We start from the raw sequence: 17,578 nt of genomic DNA on the forward strand, positions 1-17,578 counted from the left end.
CCATGCCGGCACCGGCGGTTTTCTCGTTCCTGGACAATCCCGACCCCGCGCTGGCCGCCGACGGCCTGCTCCACCAAATCTTCGCGGACAGCGCGCGGCGCCACGGCCAGCGGACGGCCCTGGAATGCGAGGGCCGCAGGCTCTCCTATGAGGAGCTCGACGCCGCCTCCAACCAGTTCGCGCGCCAACTGCGCGCCCGGGGAGTCGTTGCCGGAGACCGGGTCTGCCTCCTGCTCAACAAGTCCCCGGAGCTCTACACGGCCCTGCTGGGCATCCTCAAGGCCGGCGCGGCCTATGTCCCGCTCGACCCCTCCTATCCGCCGGAGCGGGCGCGCTTCATCGCCGCGGACTGCGGCGCCGTTCTGCTGGTCACGAGCCTGGAGTTCTTGCCCGTGGCCGGGAAGGTGGCCTGTCCGAAACTGTACTGGAACGAGGCGCGCCACGAGATCGCAGGTCAGAGTCCCTCGTCCCTGCCCTGCGCTGGCGGGCCGCAAGACGAGGCCTACGTCATCTACACCTCCGGCACCACGGGCAACCCCAAGGGCGTGGCCGTGTCCCACGGCAGCGCTTCCCATCTGGCGCGGGCCGAGGCCAAGGTCTATCAGGTCCGCGCCGAGGACCGGGTGCTGCAGGGCTTCTCCGCGGCCTTCGACGCCTCGGTGGAGGAGATGTGGGCGGCCTGGAGCGCGGGCGCGGCCTTGGTGGCGGGCACCGCGGCCGTCATGCACTCGGGGCCGGACCTGGGCCGCCGCCTCTGCGAGCTGGGAATCACCGTGTTCTCGACCGTGCCCACCTTGCTGGCCTTGCTCCCGGAGCCGGCGGCCTGCGTGCGCCTGCTCATCCTCGGCGGCGAAGCCCTGCCCGCGGAGCTGGTCCGGCCCTGGCTCTCGCCCGAGCGGCGCGTCTACAACACCTACGGACCCACGGAGACGACCGTGGTCGCCACGCTCGCCCTGTGCCGGCCGGGGGCCCCCGTCACCATCGGGCGGCCCCTGGCCAACTACACGGCCTACATCTGCGACCAGCGGGGCGGGATCGTGGAGCGGGGCCGGGAAGGCGAGCTCCTCATCGGGGGCCCCGGAGTGGCCAAGGGCTACCTCAACCGTGAGGAGCTTACGGCCGCCAAGTTCATCGGCAACCCGCACCAGGCGCTCACCGGCGATGCCAGCCCGGTCCTCTACCGCACCGGCGACCTGGCCCGCATCAACGCGGACGGAGACATCGAGTTCCTCGGCCGTGTCGACACCCAAGTCAAGATCCGCGGCTACCGCGTGGAGCTCGCCGAGATCGAATCATTGCTGCGCGAGCTTCCCGGGGTCCGCAACGCGGCCGCGCTGGTGCAGGAGAGCCCGGGCGGCAGCGTTCTGGGCGCCTACGTGGAGCTCGCGGCCGGGGCGGCCTTCGACGAGGGCGAGGCGCTCGCGGGCCTCAAGCGGCGCCTGCCGCCCTACAGCGTCCCCCTCTTCGTCGAGCCCCTCCGCGAGTTCCCGACTTTGGCCAGCGGCAAGGTGGACCGCAAGTCGTTCCCCCCGCCCAAACGGAAGGTCGTCGCCGGCCGCAGGCCGGACTTCGGCTCGCCGCTCAAGAACGCCGTATACGAGGCCTGGTCCCGGCTCTTCGAGAACGAGCAGATCTTGGAGACGGACAATTTCTTCACGGACCTCGGGGGCCATTCCCTGCTGGCCGCGCGATTCGTCTCGGAGATGAGGCGGGAACAGCGCTTCGCGGGGCTCGCGCTCAGCGACCTCTATGCCAATCCCTCCATCCGGGAACTGGGCCTCTATCTGGAGCGCCAGCCGGCGGCACGGCCCGCAGCCGCCCCCGCCGCCTTCCGCAGCCTGCCGATGTGGCAGTACCGCCTGAGCGCCGCAGCCCAAGCCGTCATGCTCTATTTCAGCAACGGCTTCTTCGCCCTGCAATGGATCACGCCCTTCATGGCCTACAGCTTTATGAGGGCCTATGAGCGGCCTTACTGGGAATCTTTGCTCATCGCCTTCCTGAGCCTGTGCTTCGTCTACCCCCTCATGCTGCTGCTGGGCATCGGCGCCAAGTGGCTCATTCTGGGCCGCGTGCGGGAAGGCGACTACCCCATCTGGGGGGCCTATTATCTCAGATGGCTCATGGTCCAGCGCCTGCTGGCCGCGGTGCCCCTGCATTTCCTGGCCGGCACGCCGCTGATGGCGCGCTACCTCAGGCTGCTCGGTTCGAAGGTAGGGAAAGACGCGTACATCGATTCCTACCTCGTCTCCGGGCTCGACCTGCTGGCCATCGGCGACCAGGCCAGCATCAACGCGGAGGCCAACATCTCGACCTACAGCCTGGAAGACGGCCTCCTCAAGCTCCGCCGCGTCGAGATCGGCGCGGGCGTCTCGGTGGGCGCGCGCTCCGTGGTGGGCCCGGACACGATGATCGGAGCCGGCACGGCCATAGGCGACCTCAGCTGCATCCGCAGCGGGGCGCGGGTCGGCCCCGGGCAGTACTGGTCAGGCTCCCCTGCCGTCCCAGGCGAGAAACCGCCCGCCCCCGGGGCCTCGCCGGCGGCCGGCCAGGGGAGCGTCCCGGACGCGTTGGCCGCGGCCTTTTACGTGGCGAGCTTCTTCCTCCTGCCCGCTCTGGGGTTGCTGCCCATCTTCCCGGGCATCATGCTGATGTATCACATGGACCTCAGGACCGAGCACTACGCCTACCTTCTGCTGGCGCCCTTGGTCGCGGTCGTCTTCGTCGCGCTCTCGGCCCTGCAGATCCTGGCCTTGAAATGGCTCATCCTGGGGCGGCTGAAGGAAGGCGTCTACCGGATCAAGAGTTTCTTCTACATGCGCAAATGGGTCCTGGACAAGCTCATGGAGAACAGCCGGGAGCTCCTGCAGACGCTCTACGCCACGCTCTACCTCAATCCCTGGTACCGCGCTTTGGGCGCAAACGTCGGCGCGGACGCCGAGATCTCCACGGCCTCCTTCATCCTGCCCGACCTCCTGCACATCGGCGCGGGGAGCTTCATTGCCGACGGCGCGGGGCTGGGCCCGGCCAAGGTCGTCGGCGGGGAGATCATCCTGCGGAAGACCGAAGTGGGAACGCGGACCTTCATCGGCAACAGCGCTTTCGTGCCGGTGGGCTCGCGGCTGGGCAGCAACTGCCTGCTGGGCTGCCAGTCCATCCCGCCCGGGGAGGACACTCCGGACGGGACCTCCTGGCTGGGATCTCCGGCCGTCAACCTCCCCCAGCGCCAGAAGCCCGCCAAGCAGTTCGCCGAGGAGAGGACCTACCATCCCACCCGGAAGCTCTATGCCCAGCGCCTGGGCATCGAGTTCTTCCGGGTGATCCTCCCCGCCACGGCCTTCGTGGTCTTCACCACTTTGATGCTATCCTTCGCCGTCCAGATGGAGGACCTGCATGGGCCCGTGCCGACCGTCCTGGCGTTCCCCGCCGTCTATATGGCCTTCGGGGTCGTCGCGATGCTGCTCACCGCGCTCATGAAGCACGCGATCGTGGGCCGCCACGTTCCGGACGAGCAGCCGCTCTGGAGCCCCTTCGTCTGGCGCACGGAGCTCATGACCGGTTTCTGCGAGAACTTCACCAACGAGTTCTTCGTCAGCCAGCTGGAGGGCACGGTGTTTTTGCCCTGGTACTACCGGCTCCTGGGCATGACCGTCGGCCGGCGCGCCTGCCTGCTGACCACGGACTTCACGGAGTTCGACCTCGTCGCCCTCGGCGACGACGTGGCGCTCAACGAGGACTGCACCATCCAGACCCACCTCTTCGAGGACCGGGTCATGAAGCTGGGCAAGGTCGAGATCGGCTCGCGCGTCTCAATCGGCAGCAACACGGTGGTCCTCTACGACAGCGCCATCGAGGACGACGTGAAGGTGGGAGACCTCTCTCTGCTGATGAAAGGCGAACGCCTGCGCGCCGGCTCGCGCTGGGCCGGCTCCCCCCTCCAGAGCGGCCTCTAGGCTCCCGAGGAGCGGCCGCCCAGCAGCTGGCCGCAGACCGCGCAGGCGATGAACGCGGGTATGGCCCAGAGGCTGACATGGTTATCGATGCGCAGGAGGATGATCAAGGGGACTGAGAAGTGGACGTAGATGAACCAGGGCACGGACCAAGTGCGGCTCCGGGAGCGCAGATAGCCCAGAGGCACGTTCAAGAGCAGAGCCGTCGCGCCGATTGCCGCGGCCGTCCAGCCGGGAGCCATGCCTACAGTATAGCAATGGTATGATATGTTTTCAGAAATGGAACTCCCCGGCCTCAGCCCCGACGAGTTGCGCCGCTACGGCCGGCAGATCGTGCTGCCCGAGCTCGGCGTCGAGGGACAGAAGAAGCTCAAGGCCGCGCGCGTGCTGGTGGTGGGTGTGGGCGGCTTGGGCGCGCCCTTGAGCCTGTACCTGACCGCGGCCGGAGTGGGGACCATCGGCCTGGCGGACCACGACGAGGTGGAACTGGCCAACCTGCAGCGCCAGGTCCTGTACTCAGGCGCCTCCGTGGGCCGTTCCAAGCTGGCCGAGGCCGAGGCCCGGCTAAAGGCCCTCAACCCCGGCGTGGCCATTCTCCGCCACGACGAGCGCCTGACTTCGCGCAACGCTCTGGACATCATCAGGGGCTACGACGTGGTGGCCGACGGCACGGACAATTTCCCGACCCGTTATCTGGTCAACGATGCCTGCGTCCTGGCCGGCAAGCCCAACGTGCACGCGGCGGTGTTCCGCTTCGAGGGCCGCCTCTCCGTCTTCGACGCTCGCAAGGGTCCCTGCTACCGCTGTCTCTTCCCCCAGCCGCCCGCGCCCGGCACGGTGCCGGACTGCGCCGCGGGCGGGGTGCTGGGCGCCCTGCCCGGGGTGATGGGCTCCTTGCAGGCCGTGGAGGTCATGAAGCTCATCCTGGGCGCGGGCGAGCCGGCCATCGGCAAGCTCGTGGTCTTCGACGCTCTGGCCTTGGAGTGGCAGAGCATCATCGTGCGCAAGGACCCGCGCTGCCCGCTCTGCGGCGAGAAGCCCTCCATCCGGGCGCTGGCGGACTACGAAGACTCCTGCAGGGTCCCCGAGGTCTCGGTCGAGGAGCTCAAGGCCAGGCTGGAGCGCCGGGACGACTTCCTGCTGCTGGACGTGCGCGAGCCGGGAGAGCGCGCCCTGGCGAGCATCCCGGGCTCCCAGCTCATCCCTCTGGGAGAGCTGCCCAGCCGCCTCAGCGAGATCGACGCCTACCGCGGCCGGCCCGTCCTGGTGCTTTGCCGCAGCGGCAACCGCTCCGCCCAGGCTGTCCGGCTGCTGCGCGAGAAGGGCTTCTCCGGCGTCCTTAACGTGGCGGGCGGAATCGCGGCCTGGTCCGAGCGCATCGACCCGTCGGTGCCCAAGTACTAGCGCGGCCGGGGGTCTTAGGGCCGGTCTTTGGGCAGCTCGTCGAGCATGTCGTGATGGTCGGCGGTCTCGTCGAGGAGCTGCCGCATCAGCTCCAGGAACTCCTGGTCCTCGGTCTGGACGATCCCGCTGAAGCGGCTCTCTATGATGGAGCTCTCGATGTCCCGAGCCACGCCGATCAATTGCCGTTGCTGGAGCTCCCCCTTGAGGGCGCGCTCCTGGCTGCACTTGACCCCTTTGATGAAGGTCCGGATGGCCACGGCGTTGAAAGGCCGGCCGGGCTGAAAGTCCTCCGGCCGGGACGCGAAGATCTCCCCCATCCTGGCCGCGATCCGCGCGTGGCGCTGCTCCTGCTGGGCCAGGTCCAGCCAGAGATCCCCGTTCCCAGGGCAGAACTTGGCGCAGGCCGTGTAGAAATCCGCCACCGCCTGCTCGGCTTCCTTCATGGCCGCCAAGGCCTCGGCAATCTGCGCCTCCTGTCTGGTATCCATAGAGCTGGGCTTCCTGGATTCTAGCGGTTTTCCGACGCTATGGCAAAGCCGCAATTTTCCAAGGATATTCTTAAGTTTTCGGTGCTATTGACTCCGCAAGCCCCGTGTGCTATCATATTTCTGCGGGGTAGAGCAGCCCGGTAGCTCGCAAGGCTCATAACCTTGAGGTCGCTGGTTCAAATCCAGCCCCCGCAACCAATTTCAGTTTCGAACCTGTAACGAGAAATGTCAGGACCTTGACCCCCGAAAGGGGGTTTCGTGTTTCTGGGGAGAACCACATGAAGATGCACCTCTTCGAGTTTCATTCCGAGAAGAAGAAGCTGAAGTGCCTCTGCGGTTGGGAGCGCACCCTCAAGACCGCCGACGTCCGCGTGGCCCATGCGAAGTTCAAGGAGCATTGCGCCGAGCACATACGCCCCACTGCCAATTAGGGCAGTCGGAATCCCGCGCAGCCGTTGACTCCCTGCGTGCTTTTGCGCTACCTTGTCCTATGAGGCGTCGCCATCTTCGCAAATGGCGGCGGGAGTCGGATGTCCGGGGTCCCGCAGCCCACAACTCGGATCGGAGGTCTGTGCGATGAAGCTCTGGACTCAAGCCGCTGCCGTTTCCATACTGGGGATGTCCGTTCTGACGGGGATCGCGACCCCCGCTGCCGCCGTGCAGACGGAAGTCAGGAAAGAGATCAGGAACGACCTGCGCAAGGCCTTGGCGGCGATGGCGAAGGAAAGCCCGGAGAAGCATCTGTTCCTGGATCAGCTCAAGAAGGCCGGGGCCTCTTATTTCGGGGAGCTCACGGCGCCCGCGGACCAGGTCTCGCGCTATCAGGACTCCGACAAGCGCCGCCAGATGGTCGGGGTCTATCTGGTCGACATGTCCTACGCCATGGTCTTCGACAAGAACAAGGACAGCCTGAGGTACGCGCAGGACATGGACGGCCTCTTGACGGAGCTCGGGTTCAACGACAAGAAGGTCGTCAAGCAATATCAGAAGGCCGTCAAGGATTTCAACGGCCCCGAGTCCAAGAAGATCTTCAAGGACCTCGACCGGCTCATCGTGAAATCCTGGTCCGACATCCTCGGCCGGCCGGGAGGGCTCCAGCTGGCCGTCGACGCGTCTTACGGATGGTGGATCGAGATGCTGTATCTGACGGGAGAGATCGCCGCCCAGAAGAACTACGACCCGAAATTCCTCGGGTTCCTATCGCAACAGAGCGACACGACCCGGACCTTCATCGGCATCCTCGACGTCTTCAAGAACGAGCCGACCCTCGCGCAGCTGGTGGGACGCGACGAGCGCCTGCTGGTCTTGCAGGAGGTCGCCGGCAAGCTGAAGAACCCCGCGCAGGTCACCCAGCAGACCGTCGACGAGATCAGGGCCATCGTGACCAAGGCCCGGACCGAAATGATGAAGTAAGGCCCGGGAGCGGCGCCCAGGCCGGGGCCGCAGCCTCGGCCTGGGGCGCCGGCCGCCCAGGCCTACGCGCCCGCTCTTGCCCGAAGGATTCCGGCTCCCCGCCCAAAGACGATGTACGAGATAATCCTCAACGGCATACTGCATTTCTTCGCGATATTCTCCGCGCTGAACCAGGAGCGGCGGGCGCAGGCCCGGGATGTCGTTGAGAAGTATCTCAGGGCCCATCTGGGACTCTCCAAGCCCGAAGTCTATCTGGACCTTTTCGACAGCTTGCTCGATCGGTACGATGGCCCCCAGATATTCGAGATCCTGGGAGGGAACATCAAGGAGCTGTGCCGGAACCTCGGCGCCAGGCTGTCCCGCTCCGAGCAGTACATCGTCATGCTGCGGGTCACGGAACTGATCCTGATATTGGAGGCCGATAGCGCGCAGTCGCGGGCGCTGATGGACCTGGCCGCGCGGTCGTTCTCCATTCCCGAGGCCGTCCTGGAGGACATCTACCGTTTCGTCTTCGAGCTCGACGAGCTTGACGAGCTCGGCAAGCTGGGCGGGAATTTCCTGGTCGTCTCCTCGTCGGCTCCCGGGGCGGCTTCTTGCCGGCGCCTGGTCAAGGCGCATTTCCAGGCGCGCTTCGTGGTGCTGCGGATCTCCGAGATCGATTCCTTCTTCATGTCGGCGCTCACCGAGGGCGTGACCCTCGACGATAATCCCGTCATATCGCGCAGCGTCCAGTGCCTCGAGTCGGGCAGCCTCATCCGGGATATCTACTCCAACGTCGTCTACTTCGCCGAGATCGAAGGGGCTTTCAGCGACCGGCCGGCGCAGCAGGCGCCCATCCTCTTCCAGGGCACGCGCCTGAACTACCGCTTCCCGCGCAGCGATGCGGGCCTGCACGATTTCAGCTTCGCGGCCCGCTCCGGGAGCCTCATCGGGGTCATGGGGGGCAGCGGCGTGGGCAAGTCCACGCTGCTCTCCATCCTCAACGGCACGCTGCCGCCCGGCTCCGGCACGGTCACGGTCAACGGCATAGACCTCTACCGGGAGCCGGAGAAGCTGGAGGGGGTCATCGGCTACGTGCCCCAGGACGATCTGCTCTTCGACGACCTCACCGTGCGCCAGAACTTGTCTTTCAGCGCGCAGCTGTGCTTGGCCCACTTGAGCGCGGGGCAGTTGCGGGAGCGCGTGGACAGGATCCTGGCCCAGCTCAACGCGCAGGAGATCCAGGACCTCAAGGTCGGCAGCCCCGTGGACAAGGTCATCAGCGGCGGGCAGCGCAAGCGCCTCAACATCGCGCTGGAGCTGATCCGAGGCCCGGAGATCCTTTTCTTGGACGAGCCCACCTCGGGGCTCTCGTCCACGGATTCCGAGAACGTGATGACCCTGCTCCGGTCCCAGGCCGCGATGGGCAAGCTCGTGATCGTCATCATCCATCAGCCCTCCTCGAACATCTTCAAGATGTTCGACGACCTGTGGATCCTCGACCAGGGCGGCTATCCCGTCTACGCGGGCAACCCCGTCGAGGCGGTCCGCTATTTCAGGGCCGCGATCGACTTGGCCGGGGCCGAGCAGAGCGGGTGTCCGAGCTGCGGGATCGTGTCCCCGGGACAGGTCTTCAGCATCATCGAGACCAAGCGCATCGACGCGGCCGGGCGCTTCACCCGCGAGCGCCGGTACTCCTCGAGGTTCTGGCATGACCTCTATCTGGAGCAGGAGCGCGCGCGGCCGCAGCCGGCCGCTCCGGAGAGCCTCGCGGCGCCGGCCCCGTCCCTGCACAAGCCCGGCCTCTGGGCCCAGTTGCGCATCTTCCTCAAGCGCAACGTCCTGGCCAAGCTCTCCAACCGGCAGTACCTGGCCATCAATTTGCTGGAAGCGCCGCTCCTGGGCCTGATCGTGGCGGGCATCGCCAGGCTGTCCCACTACGGCCCTTACAGCTTCGGGACCGGGAAATATCTCCCCATCTTCTTCTTCATGAGCGTCATCGTGGCCCTGTTCCTGGGCCTGAGCGTCAGCGCGGAGGAGATCGTGCGGGACCGGACGGCGCTCAAGCGCGAGGGCTTCCTGCGCCTGAGTTGGCTGAGCTACTGGTCGTCCAAATGCCTCTATCTGGCCGGCGTCTGCGGCCTGCAGATGCTCAGCTACGTCCTGGTGGGCGCCGCGCTCCTCCAGATCCCGGACCTGACCATCAAGATGTTCGGGGTCCTGTTCTCCTGCGCGATGTTCGCCTGCGTCTTGGGGCTCAACCTCTCCGCGTCCTTCAAGACCGCCGTGACGATCTACATCCTGATCCCCCTGCTGCTGATCCCTCAGATCCTCCTGTGCGGGCTGGTCATCCGCTTCGATGACTTGAAGTCCGCCGACGCCGGGGACAACTACGTCCCGTTCGTGGGCGAGTTGATGGCTTCGCGGTGGGGACTGGAGGCCCTGGTCACGGAGCAATACCTGTCCAACCGCTATCAGAGCCGCCTGGACGCCCCCGAACGGGAGCTCAGCCGCTGCGGCTACGCCGTAGACGAGCTCATCCCCGAGATCCAGGCCAAGCTGGATTTCCTCTTCCTCAAGACGGATCTGCCGGACAAGGAGAAGACGCGGGCCCGCTACGCCGCGATCGTGCGCAACGAGATCCGCGGCCTGGAGGAGCTCACGGGGCTGCGGCTGGGCTGGGATGACGGGCGGTTCTCGGAGAAGACCATGACGCTGCCGAGGGCGGAGGAGCTCAGAGCCTATCTGCAGAAGGCCGCCGCCTATTTCAACGAGCGCCAGGCCGCGGCCGCTGCGCAGCGGCAGAAGGCCGCCGCCGAACTCCTGGCGCAATACGGCGAGCGGGGTCTGACCGAGCTGAAGAGGAGGAACTCCAACGCGAGCGTCGCGGACCTCGTCCACAACCGCGCCGAGCTCGACGCCCTGCGCGTCTCGGGCGAGCGCCTGGTGCAGCTGTCCGACCCCATCTACCAGCCCGCCCGGTCCCGCTGGGGGCGTTCGGTCTTCCTGGCCTCGGAGAAACGGCTGGGCGGGCTGCCCCTGGGCGCCTACGTTTTCGACCTCCTGGTCATCTGGGCCATGACGGCGTTCTGCGCGCTGGCCCTGCATCTCCAGCTGCTCAAGCGGGCCTTGGACGGCTCGCGCTGACCGCAGGCCCCCTCCGCTGAGCGTGGCGGCGGACGCGTCAGCCCCTCAAAATACTAGAATGCCGTTGCCGTGAGCCCAAGGAGGTTCTTGTGACAGATGCCCAGACCACCACGATATCCAGCTATCTGCTCTACCGCCTGAAAGAGGCCGGCGTCGACCATCTCTTCGGCGTCCCGGGCGACTACGTCCTCGATTTCCTCGACGAGGTGGTCGCCAGCCAGATCCGATGGGTCGGGACCTGCAACGAGCTCAACGCCGGCTACGCCGCCGACGGCTACGCCCGGATGAAGGGCGCCGGCGCGGCCGTGGTGACCTATGGGGTCGGCGGCCTGAGCATCCTCAACGCCGTGGCCGGCGCGTATGCCGAGAGGGTCCCCCTCATCGTCATCAGCGGCGCCCCGGCGAGCCGGCGCCGCGAAGCGGGAGCCCTCGTCCACCACCTCGTGGCCGACTACTACCTCCAGCTGGAGGTCTTCAGGAAAGTCACCACCGACGCCGCCATCCTCCTGCGGCCCGAAACGGCCCCCGACGAGATCGACCGGGTGATCCGCAACGCGATCGTACGCAAGCTGCCCGTGTACCTCGAGCTGCCCGCCGACCTGGCCCACGCCCCTTGCCGCGCCCCGGCCCCGCTCTCCGCGGCCCCGGCGGTGCGCTCCGATGAGGAGAGCCTGAAGGATTGCGTCGCGGAAGCCGCCGGGCTCATCGACCGGGCGGCCGCGCCGGTCCTGCTGGCGGGAGTGGAGCTCTCGCGCTTCGGCCTGGGCCCCGACGCTCTGCGGCTGGTGGAAGGAGTGGAGCTCCCCTTCGCCACCATGCTCAGCAGCAAGAGCGTGCTTCCCGAGCTGCATCCCCAGTTCGTGGGCCTCTACCAGGGAGCGTGGAGCCGGGAAACCGTCCGCCGGCAGGTGGAATCCTCCGACTGCCTCCTGTCGCTGGGCGTGTGGATGACCGACCTCGACACCGGCCTGTTCAGCGTCAAGCTGGACAGCCGCCGGATGATCGCCGCCGCGGGCGACCGCGTCCGCGTCCAGAACCACTACTACGACAATATCCAGCTCGGCGATTTCGTCCGGGCGCTGGCTCCGGCCATACGTCCGCGGTCCTTCCTGGCTTCCCACCCGGCCGTGGCGGACCATGTCAAAAAGCCGTTCGCCACGGATCCGGACCGCCCCCTGACCGCCCCGCGGGCCTACGAGCGCCTGAACACCTTCCTCGACGACCGGATGATCCTGCTGGCCGAGCCGGGCGACGCTTTCTGCGCGGCGCCGGATTTCCAGATCGAGGAGGCGCGCAACTTCATCGTGCAGTGCTATTACTGCTCGATCGGCTACTGCACCCCCGCCGCGCTGGGGGTCGGCCTCGCGGAGCCCGGCAAGAGGCCCGTGGTGCTGACCGGCGACGGCGCTTTCCAGATGACGGCCCAGGAGCTCTCCACCTTGATCCGGGAGAAATGCCCCGCCATCGTGCTGGTGGTCAACAATGACGGCTACCTCATCGAGCGCGTCCTGCACGAGGACGGGCCGTACAACGACATCCAGAGGTGGGACTACGCGAAGCTTCCCGCGGCCTTCGGCGGCGGCCAGGCCATCGGGATCAAGGTCTCCACGGAAGGCGAGTTGGAGCGCGCCCTCGCAGTGGCGGCGAAGGAGACCGGTAAGCTGGTCCTCATCGACCTCTGCCTGGCCGGCCGCGACTGCTCCCAGGGATTGGCGCGCCTGGGCGAGTCCTTCCGCCAGGCGCAGCGCAAGGGGTGACCATGGACCGCACGATGAGCGCCCTCGCCCTCCCGGTCTGCCTCCTCCTGGCCGCCCCCCCCGCGCGCAGCGCTGCGGCCTTCAAGCCGGACTCCAACGCGCCGCGCTCCGCGGTGCCGGAGAAGTTCCGCTGGGACCTCTCCGCCTTGGTGCCCGGCGACGAAGCTTGGGAGCCCGCCTTCGCCCAGGCCACGGCCGCGCTCTCCGCTTTGGCCCCGCACAAAGGCCAGCTCAGCGCCGCCCCTGCGGTCAAGACCTGCCTGGAAGACTATTTCACGGCCCGCCAGCGCGTGGAGCACGTGGCCTCCTACGCCAACCTCAAAGCCGACGAGGACGACGGCGTGGCCAAGTACCAGGAATGGCACCAGCGCGCCTTGGACCTCGGCAATCGGCTGCGCTCCGAGTCCGCCTTCATCCGCCTGGAACTGCTGCGCCTCGACGACGCCGCGGCCCTCGCCATCCTTGCAGACCCGTCTTTGGCTCCCTACCGCGCCTACGTCACGGACCTGCGCCGACGCCGGACGCATCTGCTGGGCGACGAGGCCGAGAAGGTCCTGAGCTTGGCCGGAGACAACCTCTGGTCCGAGACCGACCTCAACGAGATCCCTTCGGACATCGAGCTCGCCTTCAAGGCCATGCAGAAGGACATCCAGCTCCCCAAGATCAAGGACGAGGCCGGCAAGCCCGTGCAGCTGACCTTGGCCAACTACGGCAAGTACCGGGCCTCCAAGGACCGCCGGGTGCGCCGAGACACGGTCGAAGGCTTCTTCGCGGCGCTCAAGAAGAACGAGGACGTGCTGGCCGCGGTTCTGGGCGGCGAGACCAAACGAGACGTGTTCCTGGCCCGGGCCCGGGGCTACCCGACCTCGGTCGCGGCCTACCTCGACCGCCAGGACGTGCCCACCGAGGTGGTGGACAAGCTGATCGCCGCGGTCCACGACAACCTCCAGCCCCTGCGCCGATACGTTGAGCTGCGCAAGAAGCTCCTGGGCCTCAAGGACCTGCACATCTACGACCTCTACCCGCCCATCGTGCCCGCGGCCAAGGCGGAGATCCCCTACGAGGACGGGCTGCGCGACGTGCTGGAGGCCCTCAAGCCCCTGGGCCCGGACTACGTCTCCGAGCTCTCGGGCCCGTCCATGCTCGGCCGGCGCATGGCGGACGTCTACCCCAACAAAGGCAAGGATTCGGGCGCCTTCTCCCACTCCATCTGGGACGCGCCGCCTTTGGTCCTGCTCAACTACCAGGACGATATCGAGGACGTCTCCACCACGGCGCACGAGCTGGGCCATGCCATGCACAGCCTCATCAACTCCAAGGCCCAGCCCTACCCGGACGCGGGCTACTCCTCGCTCACCGCCGAGATCGCCTCGACCTTCAACGAGATGCTTTTGGCCAAGCACCTGCTGGCCAAGTCCCTTTCCGACGATAAGATGCGGCTCTACCTCCTGGGCCGCCTGGTGGAGAGCATCCGCACCACCATCTACCGCCAGACCCTGTTCACGGAGTTCGAGCTCAAGCTCCACGGCTTCGCGGAGAGCGGCACGCCCATCACTCCCGAACTGCTGGACCGCACCTACGCCGACTTGGTGCGGCTCTACTACGGCCCGGGCTTCGCGCTGGGCCCCAACGACGGTGTGGAGTGGTCCTACATCCCGCACTTCTACTGGAAGCACTACGTGTTCAGCTACGCCTGCGGCCTGGCCAGCGGCATCGCGCTTTCCGAGCGGGTCGCGACCGGCGACGTCGAGGCGCGCGGCCGCTACCTGGCCATGCTGGCCCAGCCCCGGGAAGCCCACCCGGTCGAGATACTCAAGGACGCCGGCGTGGACCTGCTCAAGCCCGAGGCCGTGCAGGCCGCGGCCCGGCTCCTCGACGAGACCATCACCGAGATGGAGAGGCTGGCGGCCAGCCCGGGCCGGGTTCAGTAACACCGCCTCCCCGCCTCGGTATTACTCCCAATGGCGGCGATCGGGCGGCAGCGGTATGATGGGTCTTAGGAGCATCCCATGAAAGATCTTCCCCGCTGGCTCACAGGGACCATCATCGCCGTCTTGTCCTTTCAACTGGCCGCCTGCGGCACCATCCTGTACCCGGAACGGAAAGGCCAGAGGGACGGACGCCTGGACATCGGCGTCGTACTTTTGGACGCCATAGGCTTGTTATTCTTCATCATCCCGGGGGTCATCGCCTATGCCGTTGATTTTACCAACGGGACGATCTATCTTCCCGGCACAAAAGGGAAGTCGGGGAAAGCCGGCCTCGACCGCCGGGATATCAGGACCGTCCGGTTCGACCCGAAGAGATACACGCCGGAGCTGCTCGGGGACCTGATCCGCCGGGAGACCGGCTACGACATCGACTGGCGGGATCCGCGCCTGCAGGTCGTCAAGCTCAAGACCACGGACGAGATCCCTGGCTATTTCGCTCAAGCTGGACAGACGATGCCTATCGAACCCAGCCTGCTCAGCGGCAGATAAGGGAGGAGCTGTCGCTGGGCCCGCCGCCGGAGCGCCCGAATATGGATGACCCGTTGAGCGTCCCCCCTCCCCAGCCGGAGTCCTGGCCGCGGCTCGGGCGCGTCAAGAGGTTCTACCGGGAGCATGAGCCGATCTGCACGGCCGGCTTCTTCATCGCCGGCTACCTCTTCGACACGCTGGCCGTCGGCCGCATCGACCACGTCCGCAACATCATCCATCAGGCGGTCTACCTTTTTCTCTGCGCGCTCTTCACGAGCCTGGAACTGCGGGAATTCTACGGCGATTTTTCCGCGCCTCCGCGGCTTGCGACCGCCTGGCGCTATCACACGGTCGCCACCCATTTCATGCTGGGGACCCTGCTCAACATCTACACGCTGTTCTACTTCAAGAGCGCCTCCCTGGCCGCCTCCTTCGTCTTCCTGCTCATCCTGGCCGGGCTTCTGGCGGTCAACGAGCTCAAGCCTTTCGAGAATTCCGGCACGGCGATGCGCATGGGGCTGTTCAGCCTGTGCCTGATCTCCTACTTCACCTACCTCGTCCCCCTGCTGATCGGCTCGCTCGGGGCCCTGCCCTTCATCGGCTCGCTGGCCGCGTCCGCGGGGGTCATGGGGCTGCTGGCGTGGCGGCTGGGCCGGCGCCTGCCCGGCCATCCCCTGGCCATCCGCAGGCGCGTGCTGCTGCCATTCGCCGCCGTCCTGACGGGCTTCGCGGGGCTATATTTCGCCGGACTTATCCCGCCGGTCCCCCTCTCGATCTCCTCGATCGGGATCTACCACGACGTCCGCCGCGTCGGCGACCGATTCGCGCTGACCATGACGCGCCCGCGCTGGAAATTCTGGCAGCGCGGGGACCAGAGCTTCCTGGCGCGGCCGGGCGACAGGATCCATTGCTTCGTCAGCGTGTTCTCCCCGGCGCGCTTCAGGGAGCGCCTGCAGTTGCGCTGGCTCTTCCTGGAACCCAAGGCCGGCTGGCAGGAATCCGACGCCTTCCCGCTCGACATCGTGGGAGGACGCGACGGCGGCTGGCGCGCCGATACAGTGAAGAGCCGCTACCAGCCCGGGCGCTGGCGCGTGCGCGTCGAGACCTCCGATAAGAGGGAGCTGGGCCGCATCGACCTGACGGTCATCGAGGACAGCTCCGCCCAGGCTCCGCAAGCATGGACCGTTCTGCGTTGAGCGCGGAAGCCTGACCGCTGGCCGGCCGGACCCTGAAACAGCTACACTAGCTCCATGCTCCCGGTGCTGATGCTTTTCCTCATCCCCATCGGCGGCGGCATCCCGGCCGGCGTGCTGTTGGCGCGCAGCCATGCCATCGCCTGGCCCGTCACCATGGGGCTCTACTTCGTCTCGGACGTGATCCTGGCCTTCCTCTTCGAGCCGGTGCTCCGGCTTCTGATCGCGGCGAGCCGCAGGATCCCCCCCTTGGCCCGCTTCACCGAAGTGCTCCGGCAGGCCATGACCCGCACCGCGGCGCAGTACGGAGGAGGAGGCGCAGGGCCCTTCGCCCTCATCATGATCGCCTTCGGCGTGGACCCCATGACGGGCCGCGCCGCCGCGGCCGCCGCCGGCCACGGCTTCCTGTCGGGCTGGACCATCGCCATCACCGGCGACATGATCTACTTCACCGTCATCATGGTCGCGACTTTGAGGCTGAACTCGGTGCTCGGCGACCCCAACCGGACCATGGCTTTGATATTGGCCGCGATGTTCTTCCTGCCCATGCTGGTGCGCCGCCTGAAATCGGCCTACGCCAGCCGCGGCCTCCAGGCCCCTTAGGCCCGGGCCACGCGCCAGAGCCGCGCCGAGCGAGCGCGCGGGTTGAGGCGGACCTCTTCGGGGGACGGCCGCAGCGGCTCAGCGGGAGGCTCGCGCCAGAGCCCCGCGGCCGCCTGGGCGCGCAAAGCCTCGCCCACCAGGGCCTCCTCGCCGGAGTGGAAGGTGAGCAGGGCCGCCCGGCCGCCGCAGCGCAGCAGCCAGGGCAGGTCGCGCAGCAGCTGGGCCAGGGCTTCGTGCTCGGAGTTCACCACGATGCGCAGGGCCTGGAAGGTCCGCGCCGCGGGATGGGCGCTGAACGCATCCTTTTTGACGAAGCGCCCCGCGCCCAGCCCTTTGGCCGCGCCGACCGCGGCGGCCAGCTCGCGCGTGGTCCTGGGAGAACGGCCCTTGGCTGAGAGAGCCGCCAACGCGGCCGCGATGGCAGCGGCGTCCGGCTCGTCGCCGAAGCGGGCCAAAGCGTCCGCGATCTCGGCCTCGTCGGCGCGGGCCAGCCAGTCCGCGGCGGTCTGCCCTCGCGAGCGGTCCATGCGCATGTCCAGAGGCCCGTCCGTCTTGAAAGACATCCCGCGCTCCGGCCGGTCGAGCTGCATGGACGAGACCCCGAGGTCCGCCAGCAGGGCGTCCACACCGGCGAGCTTCAGCTCGCGCAGGACCTTGGCCGCGCCCGCGTAGTTGCCGCGGCGGACCACGACCGCCGCGCCGAGGCGGCGCAGGCGTTGCTCGGTGCGCGCCACCTCCTCGCCGTCGCGGTCGAGCCCGATGACGGTCCCAGCCGGCCCCGCGGCGCGCGCCAGCCGCTCCGCGTGCCCGCCCCAACCCAAGGTGCAGTCGAGGACCGTGGCCCCCGCCAGAGGCTCCAGAGCCGCGAGCACTTCGCCGAGCATGACCGGCAGGTGCGCGCCGGCCGGAGTCGAGCCCCGGGCCGCAGCCTTGGCCGCCTCCTCCGGGAAGCGCTCGACGTCGAGCTCCTTGTATTTCTGCTCGAAGCGGCGCGGGTGCGTGCCCGGGTAGCGCTTGCGCCTGCGGTGCGGCGGCCCTGCTGGGATCTCGGGTGGCATCGGACCTTCCGGGCAGTATATCAAAGAGGCCCGGGGATAAAGAAAATAGCGCTTGCATTCCAGAACCACTTGTGGTATTATTTTGTTGCCGCAGTTTTCGAACCTGTAACGAGAAATGTCAGGACCTTGA

The 17,578-nt window shown here is 67.2% G+C and carries 13 protein-coding genes and 1 tRNA gene; 11 read left to right on the top strand and 3 right to left on the bottom strand.

The features are described 5' to 3' along the window. The first annotated feature begins 2 nt into the window (after positions 1-2). Positions 3-3,950, top strand: coding sequence for an amino acid adenylation domain-containing protein (locus tag NTY77_03760; protein MCX5794596.1), 3,948 nt, complete (start codon positions 3-5; stop codon positions 3,948-3,950). On the opposite strand, the gene NTY77_03765 is transcribed toward NTY77_03760, so the two are convergent. Beyond that, positions 3,947-4,189 (bottom strand): hypothetical protein, encoded by a 243-nt coding sequence (locus NTY77_03765; GenBank protein MCX5794597.1) that lies wholly within the window; start codon positions 4,187-4,189, stop codon positions 3,947-3,949. The two genes, NTY77_03760 and NTY77_03765, sit on opposite strands and share 4 nt — an antisense overlap. A 37-nt stretch (positions 4,190-4,226) precedes the next feature. On the opposite strand from NTY77_03765, the gene moeB reads away from it, so the two are divergent. Beyond that, the gene (gene moeB / locus NTY77_03770) at positions 4,227-5,351 is read left to right on the top strand and encodes a molybdopterin-synthase adenylyltransferase MoeB (GenBank protein ID MCX5794598.1); all 1,125 of its coding nucleotides are present in this window, start codon (positions 4,227-4,229) and stop codon (positions 5,349-5,351) included. A gap of 14 nt (positions 5,352-5,365) precedes the next feature. Here the strand turns inward: moeB and NTY77_03775 are convergent, their stop codons facing one another. Beyond that, a complete protein-coding gene (locus NTY77_03775; GenBank protein MCX5794599.1) occupies positions 5,366-5,839 on the bottom strand; it encodes a hypothetical protein in 474 nt (157 codons plus the stop codon). A gap of 121 nt (positions 5,840-5,960) precedes the next feature. Between NTY77_03775 and NTY77_03780 the strand changes: the two genes are divergently transcribed. The 9 genes from NTY77_03780 to NTY77_03820 all read left to right on the top strand — a co-directional run bounded on the left by NTY77_03780 (position 5,961) and on the right by NTY77_03820 (position 16,390). Next, positions 5,961-6,037, top strand: a tRNA-Met gene (locus NTY77_03780). 80 nt (positions 6,038-6,117) lie between these two features. Then, positions 6,118-6,270, top strand: a complete 153-nt coding sequence (locus NTY77_03785; GenBank protein ID MCX5794600.1) for a hypothetical protein — start codon at positions 6,118-6,120, stop codon at positions 6,268-6,270. Between the two features lie 145 nt (positions 6,271-6,415). Continuing rightward, a complete protein-coding gene (locus NTY77_03790; GenBank protein MCX5794601.1) occupies positions 6,416-7,252 on the top strand; it encodes a hypothetical protein in 837 nt (278 codons plus the stop codon). A 111-nt stretch (positions 7,253-7,363) separates the two neighbouring features. Next, positions 7,364-10,378: an ATP-binding cassette domain-containing protein gene (locus NTY77_03795; GenBank protein ID MCX5794602.1), complete on the top strand. Its 3,015-nt coding sequence runs from the start codon at positions 7,364-7,366 to the stop codon at positions 10,376-10,378. Positions 10,379-10,467: 89 nt separating this feature from the next. Next, positions 10,468-12,135 (top strand): thiamine pyrophosphate-binding protein, encoded by a 1,668-nt coding sequence (locus NTY77_03800; protein MCX5794603.1) that lies wholly within the window; start codon positions 10,468-10,470, stop codon positions 12,133-12,135. A 2-nt stretch (positions 12,136-12,137) separates the two neighbouring features. Further along, positions 12,138-14,066, top strand: coding sequence for an oligoendopeptidase F family protein (locus NTY77_03805; protein ID MCX5794604.1), 1,929 nt, complete (start codon positions 12,138-12,140; stop codon positions 14,064-14,066). A 78-nt stretch (positions 14,067-14,144) separates the two neighbouring features. Continuing rightward, positions 14,145-14,615 (top strand): hypothetical protein, encoded by a 471-nt coding sequence (locus NTY77_03810; GenBank protein ID MCX5794605.1) that lies wholly within the window; start codon positions 14,145-14,147, stop codon positions 14,613-14,615. Positions 14,616-14,656: 41 nt separating this feature from the next. Continuing rightward, on the top strand, positions 14,657-15,790 hold the full coding sequence (locus tag NTY77_03815) for a DUF2914 domain-containing protein (protein MCX5794606.1): 1,134 nt from the start codon (positions 14,657-14,659) through the stop codon (positions 15,788-15,790). A gap of 54 nt (positions 15,791-15,844) precedes the next feature. Further along, positions 15,845-16,390 (top strand): hypothetical protein, encoded by a 546-nt coding sequence (locus NTY77_03820; GenBank protein MCX5794607.1) that lies wholly within the window; start codon positions 15,845-15,847, stop codon positions 16,388-16,390. Here the strand turns inward: NTY77_03820 and rsmH are convergent. After that, positions 16,387-17,448 carry a 16S rRNA (cytosine(1402)-N(4))-methyltransferase RsmH gene (gene rsmH / locus NTY77_03825; GenBank protein MCX5794608.1) on the bottom strand — a complete coding sequence of 354 codons (1,062 nt, stop codon included), beginning with the start codon at positions 17,446-17,448 and terminating at the stop codon, positions 16,387-16,389. The genes NTY77_03820 and rsmH overlap by 4 nt on opposite strands. Positions 17,449-17,578 lie beyond the last annotated feature (130 nt).

This window comes from Elusimicrobiota bacterium, from assembly GCA_026388095.1.
GTDB lineage: Bacteria > Elusimicrobiota > Elusimicrobia > UBA1565 > UBA9628 > UBA9628.